This window comes from Frisingicoccus sp., from assembly GCA_016298055.1.
GTDB lineage: Bacteria > Bacillota > Clostridia > Lachnospirales > Lachnospiraceae > Frisingicoccus.
The window spans coordinates 1-12200 of sequence record JAEDDO010000060.1; the positions used below are offsets into that span (position 1 = coordinate 1).

The 12200-nt window shown below is 42.1% G+C and carries 11 protein-coding genes; all 11 read left to right on the plus strand.

The genetic code is table 11. The features are described from left to right. Window positions 1–488: 488 nt before the first annotated feature. A complete protein-coding gene (locus QZZ35_RS06370) occupies window positions 489–1943 on the plus strand; it encodes an aminotransferase class I/II-fold pyridoxal phosphate-dependent enzyme (RefSeq protein WP_291236640.1) in 1455 nt (484 codons plus the stop codon). A gap of 36 nt (window positions 1944–1979) precedes the next feature. Next, on the plus strand, window positions 1980–2837 hold the full coding sequence (speE, locus tag QZZ35_RS06375) for a polyamine aminopropyltransferase (RefSeq protein WP_291235089.1): 858 nt from the start codon (window positions 1980–1982) through the stop codon (window positions 2835–2837). After that, window positions 2838–3713, plus strand: a complete 876-nt coding sequence (gene speB, locus QZZ35_RS06380) for an agmatinase (RefSeq protein WP_291236641.1) — start codon at window positions 2838–2840, stop codon at window positions 3711–3713. It begins immediately after the preceding gene. Further along, window positions 3713–4972 carry a saccharopine dehydrogenase family protein gene (locus tag QZZ35_RS06385; RefSeq protein ID WP_291236642.1) on the plus strand — a complete coding sequence of 420 codons (1260 nt, stop codon included), beginning with the start codon at window positions 3713–3715 and terminating at the stop codon, window positions 4970–4972. The genes speB and QZZ35_RS06385 overlap by 1 nt, the downstream gene beginning before the upstream one ends. 20 nt (window positions 4973–4992) lie before the next feature. Beyond that, window positions 4993–6153: a carboxynorspermidine decarboxylase gene (gene nspC, locus QZZ35_RS06390; RefSeq protein ID WP_291236643.1), complete on the plus strand. Its 1161-nt coding sequence runs from the start codon at window positions 4993–4995 to the stop codon at window positions 6151–6153. 523 nt (window positions 6154–6676) lie between these two features. Continuing rightward, a complete protein-coding gene (locus QZZ35_RS06395; RefSeq protein WP_291236644.1) occupies window positions 6677–7792 on the plus strand; it encodes a phosphotransferase enzyme family protein in 1116 nt (371 codons plus the stop codon). Between the two features lie 69 nt (window positions 7793–7861). Continuing rightward, complete coding sequence (locus QZZ35_RS06400; RefSeq protein ID WP_291236645.1) at window positions 7862–8422, plus strand: hypothetical protein; 561 nt, start codon at window positions 7862–7864, stop codon at window positions 8420–8422. A 16-nt stretch (window positions 8423–8438) separates the two neighbouring features. Next, window positions 8439–9818, plus strand: coding sequence for an MBOAT family O-acyltransferase (locus QZZ35_RS06405; RefSeq protein WP_291236649.1), 1380 nt, complete (start codon window positions 8439–8441; stop codon window positions 9816–9818). A 17-nt stretch (window positions 9819–9835) separates the two neighbouring features. Next, window positions 9836–10936 (plus strand): DHHW family protein, encoded by a 1101-nt coding sequence (locus QZZ35_RS06410; protein WP_291236646.1) that lies wholly within the window; start codon window positions 9836–9838, stop codon window positions 10934–10936. A gap of 15 nt (window positions 10937–10951) precedes the next feature. Continuing rightward, entirely contained in the window at window positions 10952–11971 is a 1020-nt protein-coding gene (locus QZZ35_RS06415) for a transglutaminase domain-containing protein (RefSeq protein WP_291236647.1), read from the plus strand. Next, on the plus strand, window positions 11965–12200 hold a 236-nt coding region (locus tag QZZ35_RS06420), incomplete at its 3' end, for a YitT family protein (protein WP_291236648.1). The genes QZZ35_RS06415 and QZZ35_RS06420, both read left to right, overlap by 7 nt.

Genomic DNA, 12200 nt, shown 5'->3' on the forward strand with positions numbered 1-12200 from the left:
GGATGATTGACATGTTTTGGAAATAATGATAAAATCAAATTACTTTTTGAAAAGATGAGATTAATCAGAGTCTTTTCAGAGCAATTCGGACCACTTCCTCCGGAAGTTAAGGCCATACGGACAGCCGGGTCCAGCGCCGACAGGTAACTTTCGTTGCCTTATTGATTGCGGAATTCATTGAATTCCGGGAGTTAAGAGCTCAAATTCTATAAGTTGTTTTCTTATAAAACGGATAAGTGCGAAACGCGCTGACTTGTGAAACAGTCAATAAGAGTAGTAAAAGTATGATTGCTATATAGACTCTGACAAATTGAATTCTCATCAGATACACAGCAGAAATTGGATCTTCGGGGGATCATCCGGTGTTCTCTGAAAGCGAATAGAATAATTTGATTTTGATGAAATAACAAGTAAAGCAAGGTGCGTTAGCACCTTGCTTTTTTCGATTTCATAAGAAAGTTAAATTCAGGAAAGACAGGTATACGGGGATGAAAAATGGTAAACTTGACCAGTCCAGAGCACCGATTTATGAAGCTCTGGAACGTTTTCGGAAAATGAGAGTGGTACCTTTTGATGTGCCGGGACATAAAAGAGGGAGAGGCAATCCGGAACTGACACGATTTTTGGGAGAGCAGTGTGTCGGTGTGGATGTCAATAGTATGAAACCACTGGATAATCTGTGCCATCCGGTTTCGGTCATCAGAGAGGCAGAGCAGCTGGCTGCGGAAGCTTTTGGGGCAGCCCATGCATTTCTTATGGTAGGAGGAACGACCAGTTCTGTACAGAGTATGGTATTGACGGCCTGTAAGCGGGGAGATGAAATTATTTTGCCGCGTAATGTTCATCGAAGTGTGATCAATGCACTTGTACTTTGTGGGGCGATACCCGTTTATGTGAATCCGGAGGTGGATCACCGACTTGGTATTTCTTTAGGGATGAAGCGTGAACAGGTGGCAAAAGCCATCGAAGAACATCCGAATGCGGTTGCCATTCTTGTCAATAATCCGACATATTATGGTATTTGTTCGGATTTAAAAGCCATCGTAGAAATGGCACATAAAGCCGGAATGCTTTGTCTGGCGGATGAGGCTCACGGAACCCATTTTTATTTTGGAGAAAATCTTCCAATCTCAGCGATGGCGGCCGGAGCGGATATGGCATCTGTATCTATGCATAAGAGCGGAGGAAGTCTGACCCAGTCCAGTTTCCTTCTTGCCGGACCGAATATGCAGGAAGGGTACATTCGTCAGATCATCAACCTGACTCAGACCACATCCGGAAGTTATCTTTTAATGTCCAGCCTGGATATTTCCAGAAGAAATCTGGCACTTCGGGGAAAAGAGGTTTTTAGAAAAGTATGTGATATTGCTGCATATGTCCGAGAGGAAGTCAATCAGATCGGCGGTTATTATGCATTTGGAAAAGAGCTTATTAACGGAGATTCCGTATATGACTTTGACCCGACAAAACTCAGTATCCATACGCTGGATATCGGGCTTGCGGGAATTGAAGTTTATGATACACTCCGTGATGACTATGATATTCAGATTGAATTCGGTGATCTGGGAAATATTCTTGCATATTTATCGATCGGTGACCGTTGGAGAGATGTGGAACGTCTTGTCAGTGCACTTGCGGAGATTCGGAGAAGATATCAAAAAGACCCTTCGGGCATGCTGACACAGGAGTATATTGATCCGGAAGTTGTTGTCAGCCCACAGGAGGCATTTTATGCGGATAAAGAAAGTCTGCCTCTGATGGAAACCGAAGGAAGAATATGCAGTGAGTTTGTTATGTGTTATCCGCCGGGAATTCCGATTCTGGCTCCGGGCGAGAAGATCACAGGCGATATTTTAAGATATATTAACTATGCGAAAGAAAAGGGATGTAATATGACAGGACCGGCAGACCCGGATATTTTATGTCTGAACGTGCTGAAATAGGATCCTGAAAATAAAGCGGAAGATGAGGAGACCGATATGGAATTGTGGTTTAGTGAAAATCATACGCCGGATGTAAAACTCAGTCTGAGAGTAGATCGTCAATTATATTCAAAAAAAAGTATTTATCAGAAGATTGATGTGCTTGAGACTCCGGAGTTTGGAAAAGTTCTTGTGCTTGACGGAAATATCATGCTGACAGAGCGGGATGAATTTATTTATGATGAGATGATCACCCATGTGCCGATGGCGGTTCATCCGAATATTAAAAAAGTGCTTGTCATCGGTATCGGTGACGGCGGTGTTGTGCGTGAATTGACACGTTATGAGCAGATTAAGCGTATTGATCTTGTGGAGATGGATGAGATGGTTGCGGAAGCCTGCCGTCAGTATCTGCCGGATAATGCCTGTCGTCTGGATGACGCGAGAGTCCATATTTCTTATGGAAATGCTCTGAAATTTATTCGTCGTTGTGAGGACAAATACGATTTGATCATTGTTGACTCAAATGATCCTTTTGGACCATCCGAAGGGTTATTTACAAGAGAATTTTACGGCAATTGTTATAAGGCTTTAAAGGAAGACGGTATTATGGTCAATCAGCAGGGAAGTCCCTTTTATGCGGAAGATGCGACAGCCATGCAGAGAAGTCATAAACATATTGCCAGCACATTTCCGATATGCCGTGTATATCAGGCCCATATACCGACCTATGCGGCCGGATACTGGCTCTTTGGATTTGCCAGCAAGAAGTATCATCCGATCGATGATCTGGATCCGGAACGTTGGAACAGCCAGCATTTAAGAACCCGTTATTATACCACAAGACTGCATGTGGGAGCATTTTATCTGCCGGCATTTTTGGAAGAGATGCTGGAAGAAGTGGAGGAAAAATAAGTGAAACAAAATGTGGAAACCTTTATCGGCTGCGATGCCGGGTATGAGGATGCAAAGATCGTATTATTCGGAGCACCATTTGATTCAACAACAAGCTATCGTCCGGGGGCACGCTTTGGCTCATCGGCCATTCGCCATGAAAGCTTTGGCCTTGAGACTTATAGCCCTTATCAGGATGAAGAATTGACGGATTATGCCGTATTTGACAGCGGTGATCTGGAGCTGTGCTTCGGAAGTTCTTCAGCGGCCTTAGATGATATTGAGGAAAGAACGCGGGAAATTCTTGGTGACGGAAAACTGCCTTTGATGGTGGGCGGTGAGCATCTTGTGACACTTGGGGCTGTTCGGGCAGTGCTTGAAAAATACCCGGATATCCATATCATTCATTTTGATGCACACGCAGATCTTCGGGATGAGTATCTTGGTGTGGGATTAAGTCACGCCTGCGTGCTCAGACGTTGCCATGATCTGATCGGTGACGGGCGAATCCATCAGTTTTGTATACGAAGCGGTGAAAAAGCAGAGTTTGAGTTTGCGGCACAGCACACAGATATGCATCGGTTCTGCTTTGACGGGTTAGAGGAAGTTGTTGATCGTCTGAAAGAAAATGACATTCCGGTCTATTTTACAATTGACCTGGATTGTCTGGATCCTTCCGCATTTCCGGGAACAGGCACACCGGAAGCGGGCGGTGTCAGCTTTCCGGAACTTTTAAAGGCTATCTGTAAAGTATCCGAAACAAAGGTTGTGGGAGCGGATGTCAATGAACTGGCACCAATGCTCGATGTATCCGGAGCTTCAACGGCTCTGGCATGCAAGGTCGTAAGAGAATTATTATTAGCACTTTTAAAAAATAAAAACCAGGAGGGAAAATAATGAGCAGAGTACTTGTAATCGGATGTGGAGGCGTGGCGTCTGTTGCCATTCAGAAATGCTGTCAGGTGAGTGATGTATTTACAGAAATATGTATTGCCAGCCGTACAAAATCCAAATGTGATCAGCTTGCGGAAAAATTAAGACCTTTGACAAAAACGGTCATTACAACAGCACAGGTGGATGCGGACAAAGTGGAGGAAGTGATCGCTCTTATTCAGGAATATAAACCGGAACTTGTCATGAATATTGCTCTTCCATATCAGGATTTAACGATTATGGATGCATGTCTGGCATGTGGTGTGAATTACATGGATACAGCAAACTATGAACCGGAAGATACGGATGATCCTGAGTGGCGTGCAATTTATGAAAAACGCTGTGAAGAAGCCGGATTTTCAGCTTATTTTGACTACTCCTGGCAGTGGGCATATCAGGAAAAATTTAAAGAAGCCGGTCTTATGGCACTTCTCGGTTCCGGATTTGATCCGGGTGTAACTCAGGCTTACTGTGCTTATGCGAAGAAGCATGAGTTTGATACCATTGACACGATTGATATTCTTGACTGCAACGGCGGCGATCACGGTTATGCTTTTGCCACAAACTTTAATCCGGAGATTAATCTTCGTGAAGTTTCTGCCCCGGGAAGCTATTGGGAAGATGGTCATTGGATCGAGATCCCTCCGATGACGATTAAACGAGAGTATGATTTTGATCAGGTGGGTATGAAAGATATGTATCTGCTTCATCATGAAGAGATTGAATCTCTGGCTAAAAATATTCCGGAAGTAAAACGTATCCGTTTCTTTATGACTTTCGGACAGAGCTATCTGGATCATATGCGTTGTCTTGAGGATGTGGGCATGCTTTCAACAACACCGATTATGTACGAAGGAAAAGAAATTGTTCCGATTCAGTTTTTAAAAGCCCTTCTCCCGGATCCGGCAAGCCTTGGACCACGCACAAAGGGAAAAACAAACATCGGCTGTATTTTTACAGGCAAAAAAGATGGAAAAGATAAAACATGGTATATTTATAATGTGTGTGACCATGAAGCATGCTACAAAGAAGTCGGTTCTCAGGCAATCAGTTATACAACCGGAGTTCCTGCAATGTGCGGTGCTTTAATGATGCTTACAGGCGAATGGAATAAACCGGGTGTATATACAGTGGAAGAACTGAATCCGGATCCGTTCTTAGACGCTCTGGATAAATACGGTCTTCCTCGCAGTATCAGTGAAGCACCTGTATTAGTAGACTAATGATGGAGAATAATGGTTCTATGGATAGAAATATGTCAGAGGCCTTTAATGGGCTGCATACACCATGCTATGTGATTGATGAAAAACGTCTGAGAGAAAATGGAGAAATTTTAAAAGGTGTGCAGGAGCGGACAGGATGTAAAATACTTCTTGCCCAGAAAGCCTTTTCGAATTATAAAGTATATCCATTATTATCTGAGTATCTGGCAGGAACAGAGGCCAGCGGTCTTTATGAAGCCAGACTTGGACGGGAAGAGATGCCGGAAGGTGAGTGCCATGTATTTTGTGGTGCTTACCGGGCAGATGAATTTTCAGAAATACTTCAGTATGCCGATCATATTGTATTTAATTCGCCGTCTCAGCTCAAACGCTATGGAAAGCTGGCGAAGGACAGAGGTAAGAGCATTGGACTTCGCATTAATCCGGAATGTTCGACTCAGGAAGGGCATGAAATTTATGATCCCTGTGCTCCCGGAAGCCGTCTTGGAACAACAAGAGCTCAATGGGATGCCCAGATGACACCGGAAGATATACGTCTGCTGGACGGGCTGCATTTTCATACCCTTTGTGAACAGAATTCGGATGATCTTGAGAAAACACTCCGGGCAGTAGAGGAAAAGTTCGGAGAATTCCTTTCGGAGATGCAGTGGCTTAATATGGGAGGCGGTCATCATATCACTCGAAAAGATTATGATGTGGCTCTCCTTGAGCGATGTATCCGAGATGTTATGGAAAAGTATCATGTACAGGTATATCTGGAACCGGGAGAGGCTGTGGCCTTAAATGCGGGCTATCTCGTGACCGAGGTGTTGGATGTACTTAGAAACGGAGATTTTCGTCTGGCAATTCTCGATATGTCGGCAGCGTGCCATACGCCGGATGTAATTGAGATGCCTTACCGACCACCGCTTAGAAATTCCGGTAATCCGGGAGAATACGCTTACACCTATCGTCTTGGCGGACCGACCTGCCTTGCAGGAGATATTATCGGTGATTACAGCTTTAAGGGTCCTCTCACGGAAGGACAAAAGCTGATTTTTGAGGACATGGCCATTTATACCATGTGCAAAAACAATACATTTAACGGAATGCCTTTGCCCCATATTTATCTGTGGAAAGAAAAGGGAGCTATTGAACTTATGGCAGAATTCGGGTATGAGGATTTTAAAGGCCGGTTATAAGGGACAGGTTTCGTGACTCAGAGCTATGAGTCACGGAACCTGTCCTTTTATCTTTCAGATAAATATAAAAATAAATTTAAAATAATCAGAAAAAAGTGTTGACAAATGAAGAATAATGAGATAAAATAAAACCATCAAAAGAAAAGACTAATAAAACAAAAACAGGAGGAAAGTCCAATGGGATAGGTACTTAAAAGATTATAAGAAGAAATCTCTAAAAGAGTTTACATAGATATTTCTAAGTAAAGGAGGAGATTTGACATGGGAGGAAGAGATCCATAGTGATTGAATTCAAAAATTAAAGAAAGAGAGGTTATACAGTGAAACTTACAATTATTCATTAAGAGGGCTATCTGATTTGAAAAAATTATCAGATAGCCCTTAAATTATGTCTTTTTGTTTCATCACCAAAAAATGTCATATACAGACAAATTTGTAAAAAAGAGCGAGGTTTAGTAGACCTTATGCCGTACATGGTTTATAATACAGAGGCATATTGGTGTGAAACGGAGGCTGTGGCGAGATGACACAGGAAAAAATGAAAAAAATATACGATATTGCATCGAATTTTCAGTTTGAGGGAAATTTGATGTTTGCTGAACCGTGGGGGAACGGTCATATAAATGATACCTATCTTCTCACTTATGAGATTGGAAAGATGGGATATATTCGGGTTATTCTGCAGAAGATGAATAAAAAAGTATTTCCAAGACCTGTAGAGCTTATGGAAAATATTGTGAATATAACAGTTTTTCTGCATAAAAAAATAGAAGAACGGGGAGGCAATCCATACAGGGAGACATTGAATGTGATTCCGACAAAAGACGGAATGCCCTATTATGTAGATGCGGAGGGAGAGTACTGGCGATCTTTTGTCTATATTACAGATGCGACCTGCTATGAAGTTGTCGAACACGCAGAAGATTTTTATCAGAGTGGGTTGGCTTTTGGGCATTTTCAGTGTCTGTTAGCGGATTTTCCGGCAGAAAAATTACATGAAACAATAGAGAATTTTCATAATACGAAGGTTCGTATGGAAACTTTTAAAAAAGCTGTTGAGGAAGACCTGGCCGGAAGAGCATGTAAAGTAGAAAAAGAGATTCAGTTTGTGCTTGACAGAGAGCATGAGGCCGGATTTTTTACAGATCTTATTGAAAAGAATGAGCTGCCGATCCGTGTGACCCACAATGATACGAAGTTGAATAATATTATGATCGACAACGACAGCCGACAAGGTATTTGCGTTATTGATCTGGATACGACGATGCCGGGGCTTGCCATGTATGATTTTGGAGATTCCATACGATTTGGCGCAAGTACGGGCGAAGAAGATGAGAAAGATCTGAATAAAGTCAGCTGCAGTATGGAACTTTTTGAGGTATACACAAAAGGATTTATTGAAGGCTGCGAGGGAAAATTGACCAGGAGAGAGTTGGAACTGCTTCCGATGGGGGCAAAAATCATGACCTATGAGTGTGGCATGCGGTTTTTAACAGATTATTTGCAAAATGATGTTTATTTCAAAACAAGCAGAGAGGAACACAATCTGGACAGAGCCCGTACCCAGTTTAAGCTGGTTTACGATATGGAGCAAAAATGGAAACAAATGCATGATATTGTAAAAAAGTACAGCGAATAAACGAAGATAAGCTCTGACAGAATAGATTTTAGAGCAGGTGGCAAACAGTAAAGTATGAAAGGTGAGAAAATGAAAAAAATAATGACGTTTTTTATGGTGATGGCAATGATTGGTATTTTGGCAGGATGCTCCGGAAAGGAAACGGCTAAAGCGGATATAGCTTCATCAGAAGAACTTTTAAATAAAGTATGGGATGCTTTCCCGGATGATGCAAAGTTTCCGGCAACCGGCGGTGATGCTGAGCACATGAAGGACAATGCGGCCGGCAATGTGAGTCTGGAAGAAAAAGATACATTGATGTATGTACTCTATGTTCCTGAGAACAGTTTAGAACTCATCGATGATGCGGCATCACTGATGCATATGATGAACAGCAATACCTTTACAGGAGCGGCTTTTCATCTGAAAGATGGGGACAATAGCGGAGCATTTGTGGAAAATCTGAAGGAAAATATTATGAATACCCAGTGGATGTGCGGTTTCCCGGATGAGCTGAGTATATTTACAGTCAATGGTGAATATGTGGTTTCCGCTTTTGGAAAGACAGAAAATATGGAAAATTTCAAGGCGAAAGTGCAAGAAGTTTATGGCGACAGTGCGGTTCTTGAAGTGGAGGCAAATCTGAGCTGATCAGATTTTGGCAAAAATGCTGTTTTCAAGTATTACTTTTTTATATTATTTTCTTCCTGTCATGTTGATTGCGTATTTTATTGTTCCCAAAAGAATGAAAAATGCTGTTCTTCTGGCAGGAAGTCTTGTTTTTTATGCCTGGGGCGAAGTAAACTATGTGCTTCTTATGGTCATTTCCATTCTGATCGGTTATATATCCGGAAGGTGGATGGAACATTTCAGAGGCAGGGTTCGGGCAAAATGGGGATTGATTTTGTCGGTCGGCATCCATCTGGGACTGTTAGGCATTTTTAAATATACGGATTTTTTTATTTCAAACATCAACCGGCTGACAGGGAGCAGTTTTCCTTTATTAAAACTTGTGCTGCCCCTCGGTATCAGTTTTTATACATTTCAGATCATAAGCTATGAGGTGGATGTTTTCAGAGGCATGGCTGCACAAAAAAATATTGTAAAGCTTGCGGTGTATATTTCCATGTTTCCCCAGCTTATAGCAGGACCAATTGTGCGTTATGAAGCTATAGCGCATCAGCTGGATGAGCGCATATGTACCCTGGACGGTATGGCCCGGGGGCTGCGCCTGTTTATTTTAGGACTCGGAAAAAAAGTTATTCTTGCCAATACACTGGGGGAATTGTGTGAAATTTTTAAGACATCCTCTGACAAATCGGTTGTTTTTTTCTGGATGTACGGAATCGCACTGATCCTTCAGATTTATTTTGATTTCTCAGGGTACAGTGATATGGCTGTCGGCCTTGGGCATATGTTTGGATTTGCCCTTCCAAAGAATTTTAATTATCCTTTTATCGCCAAAAGTGTTACTGAATTCTGGAGACGGTGGCATATGTCTCTGGGAAGATGGTTTCGGGATTATGTCTATATTCCTATGGGAGGAAACCGGGGTACAAAGGCAAAGTGGTTGTTTAACGTTGGGATAGTATGGCTTCTTACCGGTCTCTGGCATGGTGCCGGATGGAATTTTATTGTCTGGGGACTGTTTTTTGGAAGTCTGCTTGTAGCTGAAAAACTCTGGTTCTTAAAAAAACTTGAAAGAAGTTCCTGGTTGGGACATGTCTATTTGACAGGTGTCGTTATTATCGGTTTTATGATTTTTGATGCTGACAGTGTGGCGCAGGCAATAAAAAATATCGGAGGTCTGTTTGGCTTCGGACACATCGCTTTCATTTCAAATGAGAGTCAGTATTATCTTCGAAGTTATGGCGGGATGATGGCAGCGGCCCTTGTGGGAGCGACACCTTTGCCGAAACGGATTGCCGCAAAAGTGGAAAGAAGATGGCCGATTGTGGAACCGATTTTTTTGACAGGGCTGCTGTTGGCGGTTACAGCCTGTCTTGTAGACGGATCGTTTAATCCCTTTTTGTATTTTCGGTTTTGACGGGAAAGGAACAGGATATGACAGAAAAAACGAAAAATAAAGTCATAGTGCTGATGATATCTTTTATGATTCTTCTCTTTTCAATCATGCACTGGCTGGAACCGGACAAAGAATTTTCCGTGAGCGAGAGAAGAAAACTTGCTCAGTTCCCGGAACTTTCGGGAGAAAGGGTTATTTCCGGAAAGTTTATGGGCGAATTTGAATCTTACGTTGTCGATCAGTTTCCATTTAGAGACGGTTTTCGGGGAATGAAAGCACTTATGTCACAGAAAATATTCGGACAAAAGGATCAGCACGGGATATATAAATCCGGGGATCATATCTGCAAGATGGAATACCCTCTGAATCCGGAATCTCTTGACAGAGTGTCCGACCGGTTTCTCTATATTTATAATAAATATATGGAAGGAACGGATGTAAAACTCTATTTTTCAATCATTCCGGACAAAAATTATTTTCTTGCTGAGCCCGGCGGATATTTGCGGATGGATTATGAAGAACTTTTTGCTGAGATGCAGAAGAATACCGGGTATATGACCTATATTTCAATTGCTGATCTTCTTGAGGCAGATGATTTTTATAAGACGGATATTCACTGGCGTCAGGAGAAAATTGTGGATACTGCAAAAAGAATCGGGGCAGAAATGGGGATAACTCTCGATGAACAGTATGAGGTCTGTGAAATGGAGCAGTCCTTTTACGGAAATCTTTCCGGACAGTATGCTCTCCCGACAGAGGGGGAAAACCTGTATTATCTCATGAATGAGACGCTGAAAAACTGCGACGTTTTTGATTATGAGAATCAGAGAAGGATTCAGGTATACGATATGGAAAAGGCGGAGGGCAGGGATCCCTATGAAATGTTTCTTTCCGGTTCTCTGGCTCTGGTGACAATAACAAATCCTTGGGCATCCTCGGATAAAGAATTGGTTCTCTTTCGTGATTCCTTCGGAAGCAGCATTGCACCTCTGTTTGTCGGAGCTTATAAAAAAATTACACTTATTGATATTCGTTATATTCACCCGGATCTTTTGGAACAATACATGACGTTCAAAGATCAGGATGTTCTTTTTTTATACAGTACTTTGTCTCTCAATCATGGAGAAATATTTAAATAAAGGCGGTGACCGGCTATGCCATATTATTATGAACAATTAAATAAAGAACAGCAGAGAGCCTATCATGCGATGAAAGAGGGGCTTTCATCGATGGCACCATCCTTTCCGGTGCCAAGACTCAGTGACAGGGAACTGGCAGATATTTATTTCCTTCTGCGTCTGGATCATCCGAAGCTTTTTTACTCAGTAAAATTCAGTTATAAATTTTATCCGGACTCTGAAAATGTGGAAATGGTACCGGAGTATCTTTTTAAAAAGAATAAATTGATGGATCATCAGAAAGCAATGGAAGCTCGTGTGAAAAAACTTGCTCGTCAGGCTGAAAAACTCAGCGATAAAGATAAAGAATTGTTTATTCATGATTTTATTTGTCAGAACGTCCGCTATGATAAATTAAAAAAGGCCTATTCCCATGAAATTATCGGACCTCTCGGCCAGGGGGTGGGCGTCTGTGAAGGAATCGCCAAATCTGTCAAAATTCTCTGTGATGCGCTCAATATATGGTGTATTATTGCCATTTCCGGCGCAAATCCGGAGAAGGGGATAAAATACCGGCATGCATGGAATATTGTTCGGATCGACGGAAAATACTATCATCTGGATGCCACATTTGACAATTCACTGGGGGATCCGGAGGAGATACGGCATGATTATTTTAACCTCAATGACAAACAGATTTTCAGAGACCATGAGCCGGTAATCTGGAAGGTTCCTGTCTGTGAGGACGGAAGCCATACATATTATCAGGAAAAGAAAGTGTCTTTCACAAAATATGAAGATGTCCGCAAACGGTCGATGCAGGCGGCAAAAAAGGGCAAAAAATTAGTCTTTCAATGGCGTGGAAGCTATCTCACAAAAGAAGTGCTGAATGAATTGCTTCAGATTTTCCAGGAGGAGGCCGTAAAAAAAGAAAAATATGCTTATGTTTCATTGAATTGGTCTCAGGCGGTCATGAAGGTTTCCTTTGAAAATCAGAAACCGGACCAGGAGGTAAAAATGGAAGAGGCCAATGAAGGGGAGGTAATAGAGTGTTAAAAAAAATAAATATTCAGCATTGTATTGTGGTATTGATGGCCAGTGCCTTTTTGGCATTTGGCCTTTATAATGTGCATTCCGTTTCAGGAGTTACAGAAGGCGGTATTCTTGGCATGTCACTGCTTCTTCAGCATTGGCTTGACATATCGCCGTCCATATCCGGGTTTGTCATGAACAGTATTTGTTATGCTATGGGATGGAAAATTCTGGGTAAAATGTTTATATTTTA

Coding starts and splice junctions, on each gene's coding strand:
- QZZ35_RS06370 (WP_291236640.1), top strand. CDS start 489: ATGAAAAATGGTAAACTTGACCAGTCCAGAGCACCGATTTATGAAGCT.
- speE (WP_291235089.1), top strand. CDS start 1,980: ATGGAATTGTGGTTTAGTGAAAATCATACGCCGGATGTAAAACTCAGT.
- QZZ35_RS06385 (WP_291236642.1), top strand. CDS start 3,713: ATGAGCAGAGTACTTGTAATCGGATGTGGAGGCGTGGCGTCTGTTGCC.
- nspC (WP_291236643.1), top strand. CDS start 4,993: ATGGATAGAAATATGTCAGAGGCCTTTAATGGGCTGCATACACCATGC.
- QZZ35_RS06395 (WP_291236644.1), top strand. CDS start 6,677: ATGACACAGGAAAAAATGAAAAAAATATACGATATTGCATCGAATTTT.
- QZZ35_RS06400 (WP_291236645.1), top strand. CDS start 7,862: ATGAAAAAAATAATGACGTTTTTTATGGTGATGGCAATGATTGGTATT.
- QZZ35_RS06405 (WP_291236649.1), top strand. CDS start 8,439: ATGCTGTTTTCAAGTATTACTTTTTTATATTATTTTCTTCCTGTCATG.
- QZZ35_RS06410 (WP_291236646.1), top strand. CDS start 9,836: ATGACAGAAAAAACGAAAAATAAAGTCATAGTGCTGATGATATCTTTT.
- QZZ35_RS06415 (WP_291236647.1), top strand. CDS start 10,952: ATGCCATATTATTATGAACAATTAAATAAAGAACAGCAGAGAGCCTAT.